Genomic DNA, 14,533 nt, shown 5'->3' with positions numbered 1-14,533 from the left:
TGGCGGCGAGGTGAGAGATCCAATATGATCTCTCAGCACCGCAGCTCAAGTAACATGGAGGTTAGAGAGAGCTGAGAGATCAGATAGATGCGTTTTCTCAGCTTGGAAAGATGCTGGTTTGGTGGGCAGTGAGATCAATATGTGCTCACGGAGTTTGAGTCGGCGCCAAACCTGTGCTGCGGCGAGTTGTGAGTGACAATATGTGAGCACAAGAGATCTAAATACCTAAAACAGTCTCACGAGAGCGGGAAAAGCCTCTCTCACAGAACACCAAACCCCGAAATCCTCCGGAGCCGAGTGCGAGGAAAACCTCTCTCAGCCGCAGCCGGAGGTGTCGCGAGACCCCTAGCTTCACCCGCGGCAACAGCGGATTTTACCACGTATCCGCTATAATAGAACGCGGACTTGTACAGAATGGCCCCGGTCGCGTAAGCTATAAGGGACAGCTAACGAGCTGATCGCCTATTTATTTAGAGGAGCGTGCATATTGCATGGCGAAGAGTGGCGCAAGGAAACGATTGGAGCAGAAGCTAAAGAAGGGCGGAGTCGACCCGAGGATGCAACGGGGAAGCTGGAACGGCGTGAAGCCGGTAACCCAGATTAAGCCGGACAAACGCAGCAAATACCTCATTCCAAAGAATGACGATGATCGAGGCTTTAAGCGACCGCAGAGTGGCTTTAAGCTTGGATCATCGTCATTCTTTTTTACAGCAGATATATATCACTTTACCTCGATCACAAACACCACCGAGCTGTCACCTTTGGAATACTTCCCGTCCTCCGTTTTCCAATAAGCCGATATGCCATAGTGATAGACTCCAGGTGCGGTAGGAGCTTTGAACACGCCATCTGCCAGCGTCACCATCTCATACGTATTGTCATCGAGAAATTGCTGCGCTATTAATTCCGAAGGCGCAGGCACATCCTTGAGGCTGATACGGATCTCCTTACCAGCTTCAACGGCAGTTGGCTCGATCCCCTGCGTCATCATTTTCCCCCAAGCATAGTCGGCGCAGCCGCGATTGCCCCAGCAGTATGTACCCTGGGTAACAGGAACATCCGTATCTCCAGCAGAAACATGAAATTCAGGCAGCGTATCTTGCGAGAGTTCACGGACCTTCGAGGATACCTGACCCTTCCATTCCTTCGTGTTAGGCAAGCTTATGACCCAGGCAAGCGAACCGGCAACGATCAAAATAAGTATTACCCACCGCCATTGCAGCTGTTTCATTGTTGAATCCCCCTCTATTTTCTCTCTAGACGAGCATAAAGGGTGAAAGGTTACAGTTCATGAGAGTGCTTTGAACGTGGATGGAGCACATTGATAATCTGCTTGTGAGTTTTGAGATCACTCAGATAATATTATGGCAAGGTTGCTAAAAAACAAACATAATTATATAATATCTATAAATAAACCAAACTAAATACGGAGTTGTTTGAAAATGAACGTATCGGAATCATTCTACAACGCATCTTCCACGGAGCTCAAGCAAGGCTATGCCTATCATGCGGATACTGAAAGCTACTATTGCCTCGTGTGCGGCGAGCAGTTTGAAGAAGGGATCGTGTATCAGATCGATTCGCGCTTCATGGAAGCCCACAAAGCGGTTGGTGTGCATATTACCAAGCAGCATGGGTCCATGCTAGAATATTTGCTTGCACTAGACAAGAAACTTACAGGTCTGACTGATTTGCAGAAAGATCTCATCGGCGCGTTCGCATCAGGCATGTCCGATGCCGACACCGTTAAGATGACTGGCGGCGGCAGCGCCTCGACGATCCGCAATCACCGGTTCGCGCTCAAGGAGAAGGCGAAGCAAGCAAAGCTGTTCCTAGCCATTATCGAGCTGATGGACGGCGGATTGGCGGCAGGTCAGAAGTTTGTTCCCGTCCACCGCAGCGCTCCGCTCGTTGATGAACGATATGCGCTAACAAGGGACGAGTACAGCGCACTGCTCGCCAAGTATCTACCGCAAGGCTTAGCTGGTCCGCTGACCGGATTGCCCCGCAAAGAGAAACGCAAAGCAGCACTGCTCCGCCATGTCGCTACCGCGTTCAAGAAGGGCCGCAAGTATAAGGAAACTGAGGTGAACGAGCTGCTCAAACGGTTTATGCCGGAGGAGTATGTGACACTGAGACGATATCTAGTCGATTACGAATTTCTCGCCCGGGAGAGCGATGGAAGCACGTATTGGGTGAACGTGTAACAGGCGGTATGACGTTTGGTTTGTACGAGTACGAAGTAGGAGGATTTCACAAAATGACAGTAAACAGACGCAAGGAACTGCAAAATGAATATGGCATGAAACAACGCGCAATGGGCGTGTATCAAATTGTAAATGATCGCAACGGCAAGCGGTATGTCGCCGCTTCCTCGACGATCGAATCCGCATGGCAGCGCGAGAAATTCACGCTAGATATGGGCGGCCACATGAACAGCGAGCTGCAGCGGGAGTACAAGGAGCAAGCTGGCGCAGATTTTCGCTTCGAGGAGCTTGAGCGGCTGAAGCTTGGAGAAGAAGTGCGCAATGATTACAAGGACTCGCTCATTCCAGGCACGAATGCGCTTAACCGGTCCGTCGTCATGTCCTACCGGGATTCGCTGAAGAAGCTGGAGCAGAAATGGCTTCAGGAGCTGCAGCCGTACATTCCGAATGGCTTTAATAAGCCGCCCAAATAGAACAATAAAAGGGGTTGACAATTGTGTTCCGCAATCGATTTTTCCAAACGATATTAATGTCTAATATTTTGCTGCAAATCGGAATATGGGTCCGTAACTTCGCCATCCTGCTGTATGTGACGGATAAGACGGACAATGATCCGGTTGCCGTATCGCTCATCTCGGTCGCGGAGTTCGCGCCGATCTTCCTGTTTGCCTTCATCGGCGGCACATTCGCTGACCGCTGGCGTCCGCGCAGAACGATGATTTGGTGCGACTTCCTGTCAGCTGCGGCTGTCGGCGTCGTCCTGCTTGCGCTCGTTTACGAATCGTGGGCAGCTGTCTATTTTGCCACATTCTTGTCGGCTACGCTCTCCCAATTCTCCGCTCCATCCTCGATGAAGCTGTTTAAACGTTATGTGCCGCAAGAGAAGCTGCAAAGCGCGATGGGGATTTTCCAGACGCTGATGGCGCTGTTCATGATTGCAGGTCCTACGATTGGCACGATTGTCTTCCAGAACTTCGGCATCCAAGTCTCGATTGCCATCATGGGCGTCGCCAGCTTATTGTCCGCGCTCGTCCTCATCCGCATTCCGCGTGATGAAGCAGCGGCGCCTTCTGCCGAAAAGAAACAAACGACGGTACTAACCGAAATGAAGGAAGGCCTTAGCTATGTATGGAAAAGCCGAGTTCTTCGCACCATGTGCATCACGTTCCTGCTTGCCGGTTTATCCGGGGGAGTTGGCCAAACGATGGGGATATTCGTCGTAACGGAGAGGCTCGGTCAGCCAAAAGAGTTTCTGCAATATGTGCTCATGATCAGCGGAATCGGCATGCTCGCCGGAGGTGCTGGTGTTGCGGTGCTGTCCAAGAAGATGGCGCCAGTCAAAATGCTTGCGCTCGCGCTCGCTGTCTGCACAGTCGGCACGATCGGCGTCGGCTTCTCGACAAACGTTCCAGTTACGCTTACGCTGCAGCTGTTCATGGGAATGATTTTCCCGATGATTCATATCTCGATTAATACGATTATGCTGAAATGGTCGGAGGCGGCCTTCATCGGTCGGGTCAGCGGCATTCTAGGTCCGATGTACATGGGAGCGATGGTGCTAATGATGGCAATCGCCGGTCCGCTGAAGACGGTATTACCGCTAACCGTCATCTATACGATCTCCGCTTTGTTCATGCTGGCGGGTACGATTTCGCTCCTGCCGCTGTTCAAGCAGCAAGCGCCTAAGATGCCGGATACGAGCCTATCTGCATAAATTTCACAAAAATACCTGTTGACACGTTAAGGGTCAGCAGGTAATATCATGTTAAATCATAGTAAGTCGATAGGAATATAATAAAATAATCCACCGGATAGCCGGAGAGAGACTCGTTCATCTTGATCTTGAGATGAATGTGTCTCTTTTTTTTTTCCTTACGACCAAAATTCCGATGGAGGTCATGCTCATGAAAACTTATTTTACAAAAAAATCAGCTTTATCCGTTTTCGCCCTCATTATCGCTTCATCCCTGGTTCTATCGGGGTGTGGGGCAAAGACAGCATCGACGACGGCTTCGGCAAAAGGCAGTGATGGCGGTCTGGAAGTAACGGAGCTGCGCTATCAAGGCTCTGTCGGCGCGGTGCTCTTCCCAGAGCTGGCGGAGGATCTCGGTTATCTCGCACCGCTGAAGCTGAAGTTTATCGGCAATACGATTAGCGGACCGCAGGATATTCAGTCCGTTGTGACAGGCGATATTGATTTTGGCGGGGCGTTCAATGGTGCGATTGTGAAGCTGCTGGCGGCGAAAGCACCGATCAAGTCCGTCATTTCCTATTACGGCGTGGACGATCAGACTTGGACGGGATATTACGTGCTCGACGGCAGTCCCATCAAGTCGGCGAAGGATCTGATAGGGAAGAAAATCGCGGTCAATACGCTCGGCGCCCATCATGAATTTGTCATCAAAGAGTACCTGCACCGTGCAGGTCTGACCAAAGATGAGATCGACCAAGTGACGCTCGTCGTTGTCCCTCCGGTGACTTCAGAGCAGACGCTTAGAGCGAAACAGATCGACGTCGCAGCGCTCGGCGGCATCCTACGTGATAAGGCATTGGAACGCGGCGGTATCCATCCGTTATTCAAGGATAAAGATCTGTTTGGCACATTCAGCGCAGGAAGCTACGTGCTGACGAACAAGTTCATCAAGAACAATCCGAATGCGACTCGCAAATTCGTTGAAGCGACGGCTAAAGCCATTGAGTGGGCGCGCACGACGCCAAGAGAAGAGGTAGTGGCAAAGCTCGAGAGCATTATTGAAAAGCGGGGACGCAAGGAGGATGCGGGCGCGATCAAGTTCTGGAAGACCACAGGCGTGGCGGGCAAGGGCGGACTCATTGCAGATAAGGAGTTCCAAACATGGATCGACTGGCTCGTGAAGGAAGGTAACTTGAAGGAAGGCGAGCTGCAGGCAAAGGACTTGTACACGAATGAGTTCAACCCTTACAAGGACGAAGCAAACGCGAAATAGCGTGCTGAAAAGGAGAGGTGAACTGCGATGACAACTGAGGCTATAGAGTCGATAGGAACGGCAGAGACGACAGATAAGACGGCGAAAATCAGTCTGCAGCATGTGCGCAAATCATTCCGCATTCAGCGGAATTTGAACCATCTCAAAGAAGAGCTGCAGCCGATATCGGCGCTGCAGGATATCAATTTGGACGTGAAACCAGGAGAGTTCATGGTCATTGTCGGACCGAGCGGCTGCGGAAAGTCGACGCTGCTCGATCTGCTGGCAGGGCTCACGAAACCAAACAGCGGGCAAATTCTAATGGACGGCAAGCCGATAACCGGACCGAATCTCGATCGCGGCATCGTGTTCCAGCAATATGCGCTGTTTCCATGGAAGACGGCGCTTGCGAACGTTGAGTTCGGCCTCGAAGCGAAGGGGGTTCCTCGTAAGCAACGCAGCGAAATCGCACGCAAATATATTCAGCTTGTCGGCTTAGCGGGCTTCGAGCATCGCTATCCGCATGAGCTGTCCGGCGGCATGAAGCAGCGCATCGCCATTGCGCGCAGCCTCGCATACGATCCCGAGGTGCTGCTGATGGATGAGCCTTTTGCCGCGCTCGATGCACAGACTCGGGAGACGTTACAAACGGAGCTGCTGCGCATTTGGGAAGCGACTAAGAAGACGATTATTTTCATCACTCACGGTATCGAAGAGGCGGTCTATCTTGGACAGCGAGTAGCGGTCATGACGTCGAGGCCTGGGCGGATTAAACAAATCATCGAGGTTCCGTTCGAGTCGAGAACGACGGAAGAGGATTTGCGGTCGAACCCCGAATTCGTGCGGATTCGGCATCAAATATGGGATTTGTTGAAAGACGAGGTGTCACGGGCGCAGGAGCAGGAGAAGAACAAGAGCCTGAACGCGGCGGGCAAGAAAACAGCAGGCAAAGGAGCGGGTGTTGATGGCTAACGTATCGACAACGACAACTTCAACGTCGACGAGATCCTCCGGCGAGGTACTTGGGCGCTATGAAGCGGGGAATACGGCAAGCAGACGATTGAATAGTTCTGCGGTGCTCCGGGCGGTGCGGGTGAAGGCGCAGCAATGGTTTCGCAATTTGATCGTCATTGTCGCATTCCTTGCCATATGGGAAATCGCGCCGCGAACGGGGCTGGTAGATAACACGTTCTTCCCGCCGCTCTCTCGCGTGCTCGAAGCGTGGTGGCAGTTGCTCTTGTCCGGCGATCTGGCTGAGCACGCGGAAGCGAGCTTATCCCGCTCGCTCGGCGGCTTCCTGCTGGCGCTTGTCGTCAGCGTTCCAATCGGTCTTGCCATCGGCTGGTGGAAGCCGGTCGCTGCTTATCTAAGCCCGCTGCTCGAGGTGATGCGCAACACGGCGCCGCTTGCGATACTGCCGGTGTTCATCTTGCTTCTTGGACTTGGCGAAACATCTAAGATCTCCATCGTCTTCTACGCCTGCTTCTTCCCGCTGCTCCTTAACACGATCAGTGGCGTGAAGAACGTCGATCCGCTGCTCATTAAATCGGCAAAGTCGATGGGGCTGTCGCATCTTGACCTTTTTCGCAAAGTGATTATTCCGGCTGCGATTCCTACGATCTTCATCGGTATCCGGCAGTCCGGCGCGGCGTCCATTCTAGTCCTCGTTGCTGCGGAGATGGTCGGGGCCAAATCAGGCCTCGGTTATCTCATCCAATATACGCAGTTTAGCTTTCAGATCCCAGAGATGTACGCAGGCATTCTATCGATCTCCGTCATCGGCCTTATTCTCAACTATGTCATCTTGTATATTGAGCGTAAATTAACGGCGTGGAAACAGACCTACGGCGACTAAGCGACTTTCGGAAGGTGTGTGAAAAGCAATGAGCAAGCACAAGAAGCAAATGAACCTCAACGTATTCATTATGAACGCAGGTCATCACGAAGCGGCTTGGAGGCATCCCGGAACCGAGCCGCACAACATAACGGACATCGCTTACTTCCAGCGCATTGCCCAAATCGCTGAGCAGGCGAAGTTTGACTCGCTCTTCCTGGCTGACGGCCTTGCGGTGAGCAACAACATTAAGCACGGCGCTTTTGTCGGACTCGAGCCGTTCACGCTGCTCTCTGCACTTGCTGCTGTAACGAAGCAGATCGGCCTGATCGGCACCGTGTCGACGACCTACAACGAGCCGTTCCATGTCGCCCGCAAATTCGCTTCGCTTGACCATATCAGCAAAGGGCGTGCAGGCTGGAATATCGTCACCTCCGGCAGCGAGTTCGAAGCCGGGAACTTCAGCAGGGACTCGCATCTCGCGCATCATAAGCGGTATGAACGGGCGCATGAATTTCTGCGAGTAACGACGGGCTTATGGGATAGCTGGGAGGACGATGCAATCGTCATCGACCGTGACGCAGGTGTGTTCGCTCAGCCGGATAAGGTGCGGGCGATCCACCATGAGGGCGATACGTTCCATGTGCGCGGCCCGCTGAACATTCCGCGCTCGCCGCAAGGCTATCCCGTGCTCGTGCAGGCTGGCTCGTCGGAGGACGGCAAGGAATTCGCCGCGCAGTTCGCGGAGGCGATCTTCACGGCGCAGCAGACTCTTGCGGATGCGCAGCAGTTCTACCGCGATGTGAAAGCAAGAGCGGCAAGGTACGGCCGCAACCCTGACGAGCTGAAGATTCTGCCAGGCATATGCGCGGTCATCGGCGCGACAGAGTCCGAAGCGAAGGAGAAGGAGCAGCAGCTGAACGAGCTGACAGTGCCTGAGTACGGTCTCACCCAGCTTTCCAACATGCTCGGCATCAGCTTGTTCACGTATCCACTGGACGGTCCGCTGCCTGAGCTGCCGAACGTAAGCGACATTAACGGCAATAAGAGCAGATTCCAGCTCGTGGCGGATCTTGCAGGGCGCGAGAAGCTTACCATTCGCCAGCTCATTCACCGTCTCGCCGGCGGTCGCGGCCATCGCGTATTCGCGGGCACAGCGGTGCAGGTTGCGGATCAGCTGGAGGAATGGTTCACGCAAGGAGGCAGCGACGGCTTCAATGTGATGCCGCCATACTTGCCTGCTGGGCTAGAGGAGTTTGCATCGCAGGTCGTGCCGGAGCTTCAGCGTAGAGGACTGTTCCGCACAGAATATCAAGGCAGCACGCTTCGGGAGCATTTTGGTCTAAGCCGTCCGGTTAATCAGTTCGCGGCAACGATTTCGAAGAATAGCCAAATCATCTAAATAATAAGGAGGCCATAAATATGAGCCAAGTAGAACGTAATGAAGCCGTGGAAGCAAGCGTTAATTTCGAGGTACGCCCTGTAGCAGGGAGAATCGGTGCAGAGATTCGAGGAGTGGAGCTGTCTGCGGATTTGAACGAAGAGACAGTCAGCTTCATCCGGGAAGCGCTTCTGAAGCATAAAGTCGTCTTCTTCCGCGGCCAGCATCAGCTGGATGACGCAGGTCAGGAGGCTTTCGCGAAGCTGCTTGGCAGCCCGGTGGCGCATCCGACCGTGCCGATCAAGCAAGGGACCGATTACGTGCTTGAGCTGAACTCCGCGCATGGCGCTCGCGCAGATTCCTGGCACACTGACGTAACGTTCGTTGATGCGTATCCGCAAGCGTCGATTCTTCGCGCGGTTGTCGTGCCGGAAGCGGGCGGCGATACGGTATGGGCGAATACGGCAGCTGCTTACGACAATCTGCCAGCCGAGCTGCAAAAGCTCGTTGACGGCTTATGGGCGGTCCACTCGAATGAGTACGATTATGCGGCCTATCGTAGCAAAGAAGTAGATGAAGCGGCGATCGCAAAGCATCGCGAAGTGTTCGCATCCACCGTCTATGAAACGGAGCATCCGCTTGTTCGTGTTCATCCGGAGACGGGTGAGCGCACGCTAGTGCTCGGTCATTTTGTGAAACGGATTCTTGGCTTGTCCTCGGCGGACTCCGCGCAGCTGTTCTCGCTGCTTCAGAGCCATATTACGAGACTTGAGAACACGGTTCGCTGGCGCTGGTCGGAAGGCGACGTGATTATCTGGGACAATCGGGCGACACAGCACTACGCTGTGAACGATTATGGCGATCAGCACCGTGTCGTGCGGCGCGTAACGATTGACGGCGATGTGCCGGTCAGCATTGACGGAAAGCACAGCGTAACCCGCAAGAAGGTGCCGGCATCACCGCAGTCTGCAGTAGAAAGCGCATAATGGCTTGAACGATAGCCTCTGGCAGCAGTCAGGTGCCCGCGATCATTGCGAGCGTCGACGCTGTCAGAGGCTTTTTCCATTCCAAGGTGAAATGTTTGCTATGATTATTTGCTATGATAGACAATAACAAACCATTTCGCATGGAAAAGGGTGGTGAGGAACATCGTACCGCATGAATTTGCTCCCTCGCATGAAGCGGTAATGGTTTCCAATATGATCGGCTATGGCCTACTGCTGCTCGTGGCGATCATTGTATGGCTGACTGGGCGCAAATCTAGCGTGCCGGAGCCTTTGTACTTCCTGAAGCTACTTGGCTATTTGGTGCTGTCGGTGTTTGCTTTTCGCTTCAATGGCTTCGCGCTTCCATTCGGTTTATTGCTCGCATATTTAATGATGCGGAGAACGAAGCATAACCGTCCGGTGAAGCAGACGGCGGTGCTGTTAGGCGGCATGCTGTTTCTGTTCTCGTTATTCCCGCTCGCTGAAAGGCTCGATCACCTGCTCGACCCGCCGCATCAGATGTCTACATATTTGGATCGCGGAATTAATCCTACCATACAAGGCTTTAACATGACGGTGCTGGATAACAAAAAGAAGCTATGGGCTACACTTGTGGAGCGGGATACGGAGAGCGTGCAGCTGTATAAGGCGCTTGCGGATTCAAGATCAATCGAGACTGTTCCGGTGTTGTGGGAGCCTAACGTAACGATTGAGCTGAGGCAGGATCATAAGCAAGAACGATTCCGGGAGCTGCAGTTTCAGTTTGATCGAGATGGCCGCTATTTCACGCTATACAATGGATCGACGACGTACAGCTTTGAAAGCACAGCTGCGTTCAGGGAGATTTTCGTACAGAAGATCATGCCGCTTGTTCGGAATAGATCAGCATAGCTTTATGGTGCTTATTGGCGGAGTAGACTGCAATAGAGCGAAAAAGAGCTCAATAGAGCGTAGAGCAAATCCGCAATAGACCGCATCCGTTGACAGAGGGGCGGTCTTTTTTCGGCGATACGGGTCGTGTAGGGCAGAGCAGAGCACGCGGCGCGCTAACGAACCGTATGTTCCTTATTGCGGTCAAAATTACACTTATGAAAATTTAACGAACTGTAACAACACTATTTGGTGATTTTTAGGCGAAAGAAGCTCATTTGCAGTAAATAACGTCAGTCCAGTTCGTTACAGCGCTAATCTCTGCCAAAAAGGACGAATAACGATTGTTGAGTTCGTTAGCGCTGGCACAGGCGAGTGAAAAACGCGGGGAACAGCTAGGCAGCTAGAGTTCCCAACAGCCGAACACCGAACAGCCGAACATCCAAACAGCCAAACAGCCAAACAGCCGAACAGCCGAACAGCCGAACAGCCCAACAACTTTTGCCAGCATATGCAGATTGCGGGGGCTAGTCAGCGGACCACGGCAAGGAATTGCCCGTTGGGACTGAGAGTCTGATATTCGGACTCTCAGTGCTAAATTGCGGCTAATATTGGACTGAGAGTCGGATTTCCGTACTCTCAGTGTTCTTAGCTTTCAATAAGGCCGTGTTCAGTGATCTAAGAGTCCGATATTCGGACTCTCAGATCGAAATTGCGGGTAATATTGAACTGAGAGTCGGCTTTCCGGACTCTCAGTGTTCTCAGCTGTCGGTAAGTCCGCATACCGGTCATCTCGACAAATATCATGCAAAGGGGCTGTACCTCAAGTAGGTACAGCCCCTCGATTATTTTAACGGACGCCACAGCGCTTATTTGCCACCAAATGACTATTCTTAAAATCTAACGGTTACCAGAGAGGTTATTTGGCCCAAATCGGAAGAATTCGCTCTCAAATCGCCACATAGTGTCACTGATAACCGTTAAAAATTAGAAAGAGCCATTGTTAGCCAAATAGTGTTCGTGACAACCGTTAGCGCCATTTTCGCTGAAGAAAGTTTGAACATCCGCCTTCACTACCCAAGCTACCTAAGCTACCTAAGCTACCCTAGCTGTCCTTCATCTTCACCAAGAACGCGTTAATCGCATAGTGCGCCGCGCCGCGAACAGCGGACGTGTCCCCAAGCTCCGCGTACAGAATTCGCAGCTGTCCGCGGTGATACGCAAGTGCGCGTCTAGCGACAGTTTCAGAGACCGCTTCGCTGATCCAAGCTTCGGCGCGTCGCATCCGGTTGCCGATGATGACGACATCCGGATTGAAGATGTTGACGATGTTGGCGATGCCTGCGCCGATCCATTCTCCGATGCCCCGGAACAAGGCGATGACATCCTCTTTGCCTTGTTCGGCTGCTTCCAGCAGACTGTCCAGATCGTCGTCATAGCCTGCGTTGGCCGCCTGCTCAAGCAGCGCATTCTCCGAAGCATACAGCTCCCAGCAGCCATGGTTGCCGCAGCGGCATGGCTTGCCGCCAGCTTCAATGGACAGATGGCCAAGCTCGCCGGAGAAGCCGGACGCGCCTTTGTACAGCTCCTTGTCCAGAATAATGCCGCTGCCAATCCCGATGCCGATGCTGACATAGATTTGTGTAGCAATGCCGCGGCCTGCTCCATACTTCTGCTCGCCCTGCGCGCCGGCGTTCGCTTCATTATCAATCGTCACCGGAACGCCGAACCGTTCCTCGATAAGCGTGCGCAGCGGCACGTCTGACCAAGATAGATTCGGAGCGAACAGAATCGTACCTTCATCATTGATGATGCCTGGCACACCGATTCCGATACCTACCAATCCGTACGGGCTGGTAGGTATCGCTGTCTCGAGCCCTTCGATGCAAGCGATGAGCTGGTTAATGACTTTATCCTGTTGCTGGGTATGCAGCGGCAGCGTCCGTTCGACGATGACGGTTCCTTCGAGATCGGTGAGTATGCCGCGAATATAATTGACGCCCAGATCGATTCCGACGGCGTAGCCCGCCTTGGCATGGAACAGCAGCATATTCGGCTTGCGCCCGCCGCTGGATTCGCCTGGTCCGATATCGACAACGAGATGACGGTCGATCAGATCTTGAACGAGACTCGACACCGTCGCCTTGTTCAGTCCGGTCCGCTCCGAGATTTGCGCGCGTGAAAGAGGCGCGTGACGAAGCACGGCCTCCAGCACGATTGCTGTATTGATTTTTTTGACTAGCGTCAAATCCCCGGTTTTCTTAATCGCCATACCCTAACGTCCCCTCGAATCCGCCTCTTGCGATGATTTGGAAACGATTTTACCACGAGGAAGTGGAAGTTGCATCTTTTTATTCCTCTTCGTCGTAGACGCGGATGGTCCATACATTGGATAGCGACGTGCCTCTTACTGTTGTTCCGTCATCAGTGAACGTGGAGCCGGCATTCGCTTGGTTATCGAGCTTGCCACCTGGCGGCTCCTCTTTCACCGTCGCTTTGAACGACACGGTTGCATAAGCGCCGGCAGCAATTGTGCCGATCGGAATACCCGCCGAACCCGGTGATGCATCAGGCAGACGCTCGCCGTTCACCCAGACGCTGCCTGGTACGAACACGGCTTCGCTCGGCAGCGGATCACGGAGCACGACATTGGCAGCCGGATAAGGGGTTGGGTTACGGACGATCAGATTGTACGTGATGCGGTCGCGGACGTTGGCGGACAAGGAGCTGGATGATTTCTCGATGATGAGCCCTACAACGTTGACTGTTCGGCTTGCTTCAATCCGCCCTGTTTCATTTGACGAAATGACAGCGGTGTTCACGATCCGCGAGCCCGGTTGTGCATCAGCCGGAATGATGAACCATAGATACCCGACCTCACTAGCGTCTGGTATCAGCTCATCCAGATGGAAGGACAGCCCCACTGGCTCATCGACGAGCAGAATGTTATTCAGCGTCACATTGCCTCGGTTTATAAAGAACAGACTCATACGCAGCTTCTGCCCAGGCAACCCAATCGGCGGCAGCAGCTTCGTGAGGCTGAGCTCAGGAGCCGGGAGAACGAGAACCGAGGCGCTCGTCGTCGCTGGCGGCGTCTCGCTCGAAACCGCCGTGACGACGTTCGTCACGAACGAGTTGGCTGGCGTACCTTCAGGAACGATATAATCCGCAATCAATGTGGTTGCAGAAGCGGATCGCTAACGACGACGTTCGTGATCTCGGTGTTGGAAGTGTTGGTAACGACGATGATGAAATGGACCGTTTCGCCAGGCAAAGCGGTCGTGTGATCCACAGTCTTCTCGACCGATAAGCCGAAAACAGCTGCAACGGTCACTTCGGCGCTTGCCGTGGCGGCTGGCGTCTGGTCCGTGATTACGATTGCCGTATTAGTCAGCTTCGTGCCCGCGGGCGTTCCAAGAGGAATGACGAATGGAACTGTCGCTACATACTGACCGCCAACCGGCAGAGACGGGACCGTAACGGAGAAGGACAGCTCCGGATCCGTTATCATGACGTCCGTTAGCGGGATATTGCCCGTATTGGTCACGACGATCGAGTATTCAACCGTAGCGCCTGGAGGCGCGAGCTGCGAGCTTGGCGTCTTCGTGATCGTAATGAGCGGAGCAGGGATAATGAGCACGTTGGTGCTCGCTGTTTCAGTACCGATCTGGGATACAAGCGTTGCGGTATTGTGAATGATCGTACCTGAGGGAGTTCCCGGCGGAACGGTGTCCATGCCGAAGAAAACGACCGAGGTATTCGGGTCCAGCTTCGTAATGGTTTGATTTAATTGCAGGAGCGGGTCGGTTAATACCAGATTGAAGAGTGGCGTTGCCTGGGATTCGTTTCTGACCGTGAGGGTGTAATCGATGGTCTGCCCAGGGATTGCCGTGATGGTATCGGCTTCTTTGGTCAAAGAGACAGACGGCGTTTCTGTGATGAGTACCGATGCGGAATCCGTCAGCGTCACAGGCAAATTGCTGGCAGTGAGTGTTGCGGTGTTGACGAAGTTGCTCCCAATTGGTGCGTTGGCAGGAATGACGAACGGCACCTCCAGCAGCTGTCCGTTTGTAACCGAAGGGAACGTTACGTCAATGCCAAGTATCGGATCGACTAAGTGTACATTCATCAATGTGACGAAAGCTGGAACTTCAACGGTGAACGTGTAAGTCACCGTATCTCCATGCATAGCTTCCGTAGGCTGCACGCTTTTGAAAAATTGGGCATCGATTGGACCGGAGTCGATGTTGATCGTAACAGAGGCGGATTGCGGAGGCGTCAGGCTGCTCTGCGCTGTTACGGTATTCAAA

14 protein-coding genes are annotated in these 14,533 nt (G+C 53.2%); 10 read left to right on the top strand and 4 right to left on the bottom strand.

Going from position 1 to position 14,533, the window contains the following annotated elements; all coding sequences use genetic code 11:
- Positions 1-491 precede the first annotated feature (491 nt).
- Positions 492-794 (top strand): hypothetical protein, encoded by a 303-nt coding sequence (locus tag AC0LWF_RS28015; protein WP_488656651.1) that lies wholly within the window; start codon positions 492-494, stop codon positions 792-794.
- Here the strand turns inward: AC0LWF_RS28015 and AC0LWF_RS07545 are convergent.
- The gene (locus AC0LWF_RS07545; protein WP_474650933.1) at positions 722-1,231 is read right to left on the bottom strand and encodes a hypothetical protein; all 510 of its coding nucleotides are present in this window, start codon (positions 1,229-1,231) and stop codon (positions 722-724) included. The two genes, AC0LWF_RS28015 and AC0LWF_RS07545, sit on opposite strands and share 73 nt — an antisense overlap.
- Positions 1,232-1,442: 211 nt before the next feature.
- Between AC0LWF_RS07545 and AC0LWF_RS07540 the strand changes: the two genes are divergently transcribed.
- From AC0LWF_RS07540 to AC0LWF_RS07500, 9 genes are all read left to right on the top strand, one after another.
- Complete coding sequence (locus AC0LWF_RS07540) at positions 1,443-2,207, top strand: DUF2087 domain-containing protein (protein ID WP_474650932.1); 765 nt, start codon at positions 1,443-1,445, stop codon at positions 2,205-2,207.
- Positions 2,208-2,260: 53 nt separating this feature from the next.
- The gene (locus tag AC0LWF_RS07535; protein ID WP_474650931.1) at positions 2,261-2,680 is read left to right on the top strand and encodes a GIY-YIG nuclease family protein; all 420 of its coding nucleotides are present in this window, start codon (positions 2,261-2,263) and stop codon (positions 2,678-2,680) included.
- A gap of 23 nt (positions 2,681-2,703) precedes the next feature.
- Complete coding sequence (locus AC0LWF_RS07530) at positions 2,704-3,921, top strand: MFS transporter (RefSeq protein WP_474650930.1); 1,218 nt, start codon at positions 2,704-2,706, stop codon at positions 3,919-3,921.
- Between the two features lie 190 nt (positions 3,922-4,111).
- On the top strand, positions 4,112-5,173 hold the full coding sequence (locus tag AC0LWF_RS07525) for an ABC transporter substrate-binding protein (protein WP_474650929.1): 1,062 nt from the start codon (positions 4,112-4,114) through the stop codon (positions 5,171-5,173).
- Positions 5,174-5,200: 27 nt separating this feature from the next.
- The gene (locus tag AC0LWF_RS07520) at positions 5,201-6,124 is read left to right on the top strand and encodes an ABC transporter ATP-binding protein (RefSeq protein ID WP_474650928.1); all 924 of its coding nucleotides are present in this window, start codon (positions 5,201-5,203) and stop codon (positions 6,122-6,124) included.
- Positions 6,117-7,007, top strand: a complete 891-nt coding sequence (locus AC0LWF_RS07515) for an ABC transporter permease (protein ID WP_474650927.1) — start codon at positions 6,117-6,119, stop codon at positions 7,005-7,007. Before AC0LWF_RS07520 ends, AC0LWF_RS07515 begins: the two co-directional genes overlap by 8 nt.
- Before the next feature lie 28 nt (positions 7,008-7,035).
- The gene (locus tag AC0LWF_RS07510; protein ID WP_474650926.1) at positions 7,036-8,388 is read left to right on the top strand and encodes an LLM class flavin-dependent oxidoreductase; all 1,353 of its coding nucleotides are present in this window, start codon (positions 7,036-7,038) and stop codon (positions 8,386-8,388) included.
- Positions 8,389-8,408: 20 nt separating this feature from the next.
- Entirely contained in the window at positions 8,409-9,353 is a 945-nt protein-coding gene (locus AC0LWF_RS07505) for a TauD/TfdA dioxygenase family protein (protein WP_474650925.1), read from the top strand.
- A gap of 153 nt (positions 9,354-9,506) precedes the next feature.
- The gene (locus tag AC0LWF_RS07500) at positions 9,507-10,244 is read left to right on the top strand and encodes a hypothetical protein (protein ID WP_474650924.1); all 738 of its coding nucleotides are present in this window, start codon (positions 9,507-9,509) and stop codon (positions 10,242-10,244) included.
- Between the two features lie 1,084 nt (positions 10,245-11,328).
- Here the strand turns inward: AC0LWF_RS07500 and AC0LWF_RS07495 are convergent.
- The 3 genes from AC0LWF_RS07495 to AC0LWF_RS07485 form a co-directional block, all read right to left on the bottom strand.
- A complete protein-coding gene (locus AC0LWF_RS07495) occupies positions 11,329-12,495 on the bottom strand; it encodes an ROK family protein (protein ID WP_474650923.1) in 1,167 nt (388 codons plus the stop codon).
- 79 nt (positions 12,496-12,574) lie between these two features.
- Entirely contained in the window at positions 12,575-13,399 is an 825-nt protein-coding gene (locus AC0LWF_RS07490; protein ID WP_474650922.1) for a hypothetical protein, read from the bottom strand.
- Positions 13,396-14,352, bottom strand: coding sequence for a DUF7507 domain-containing protein (locus tag AC0LWF_RS07485; RefSeq protein ID WP_474651218.1), 957 nt, complete (start codon positions 14,350-14,352; stop codon positions 13,396-13,398). The genes AC0LWF_RS07490 and AC0LWF_RS07485 overlap by 4 nt, the downstream gene beginning before the upstream one ends.
- Positions 14,353-14,533: the final 181 nt, after the last annotated feature.

Source organism: Paenibacillus sp. sgz302114, assembly GCF_056120345.1.
The sequence above is the reverse complement of the archived record's forward strand: the minus strand, read 5'-3'. Positions and strand labels throughout refer to the sequence as shown.

Bases quoted from the DNA above. Each gene is read 5' to 3' on its own strand.
- AC0LWF_RS07535 (WP_474650931.1), top strand. From the start codon at position 2,261: ATGACAGTAAACAGACGCAAGGAACTGCAAAATGAATATGGCATGAAA.
- AC0LWF_RS07510 (WP_474650926.1), top strand. From the start codon at position 7,036: ATGAGCAAGCACAAGAAGCAAATGAACCTCAACGTATTCATTATGAAC.
- AC0LWF_RS07525 (WP_474650929.1), top strand. From the start codon at position 4,112: ATGAAAACTTATTTTACAAAAAAATCAGCTTTATCCGTTTTCGCCCTC.
- AC0LWF_RS07485 (WP_474651218.1), bottom strand. From the start codon at position 14,352: ATGAATGTACACTTAGTCGATCCGATACTTGGCATTGACGTAACGTTC.
- AC0LWF_RS07495 (WP_474650923.1), bottom strand. From the start codon at position 12,495: ATGGCGATTAAGAAAACCGGGGATTTGACGCTAGTCAAAAAAATCAAT.
- AC0LWF_RS28015 (WP_488656651.1), top strand. From the start codon at position 492: ATGGCGAAGAGTGGCGCAAGGAAACGATTGGAGCAGAAGCTAAAGAAG.
- AC0LWF_RS07545 (WP_474650933.1), bottom strand. From the start codon at position 1,231: ATGAAACAGCTGCAATGGCGGTGGGTAATACTTATTTTGATCGTTGCC.
- AC0LWF_RS07540 (WP_474650932.1), top strand. From the start codon at position 1,443: ATGAACGTATCGGAATCATTCTACAACGCATCTTCCACGGAGCTCAAG.
- AC0LWF_RS07520 (WP_474650928.1), top strand. From the start codon at position 5,201: ATGACAACTGAGGCTATAGAGTCGATAGGAACGGCAGAGACGACAGAT.
- AC0LWF_RS07515 (WP_474650927.1), top strand. From the start codon at position 6,117: ATGGCTAACGTATCGACAACGACAACTTCAACGTCGACGAGATCCTCC.
- AC0LWF_RS07505 (WP_474650925.1), top strand. From the start codon at position 8,409: ATGAGCCAAGTAGAACGTAATGAAGCCGTGGAAGCAAGCGTTAATTTC.